1 pseudogene is annotated in these 639 nt (G+C 72.3%); it reads right to left on the reverse strand.

Annotated features, from left to right (window positions below):
- Positions 1-639: pseudogene (locus AC07OK_RS30760) on the reverse strand (heme utilization protein); the annotation flags it as partial.

Consider the following 639-nt stretch of genomic DNA (forward strand, 5'->3'; position numbering starts at 1 on the left):
GCGCGCTGGCCTGGCCGGTGGTCAGGGCGACGACCTGGTTGGTGCTCAGCGCACCCACTTGCGCCGAGCTCAGCGCGACGAACTGGTTGGTCGACAGCGCGCCGACCTGGTCGGTGGAGAGGCCGGCCAGCTGGGCGGTGCGCAGCGCGGCGATGTCGTTGGTCGACAGGCCGGACAGGTCGGCGGTCTCGATCGCGCCGACGCTGTTGGCGGTCAACGCCGCCACTTGCGCGGTGCTCATGCTGGAGATCTGGCCCGAGGTCAGCGCGACGACCTGGTTGGTGCTCAGGGCGGCGATGCCGCCGGTGCTCAGCGCGGCGATCGAGGCGGTGGCCAGCGAGTTGACCTGGCCGGTGGTCAGCGCGGCCACTTGCGCGGTGGTCAGCGCGGCGATGGCGGCGGTCTTGACGGCCACCAGGTCGGCCGTTTCCAGCGCGGCGATGGCGTTGGTCGACAGCGCGGCGACCTGCGCGGTGCTCAGCGCGGCGGCCTCGTTGGTGGTCAGCGCGACGACCTGGTTGGTGGTCAGGGCCTTGACCTGGTTGGCGCTCAGCGTGGCGACGGCGTTGGTCGACAGCGCGGCGAAGTCGGCCGTTTCCAGCGCGGCCACGGCGTTGGTGGTCAGCGCGGCCACCTGGG

It is taken from the genome of Duganella sp. GW821-FHT07G03 (assembly GCF_059418605.1).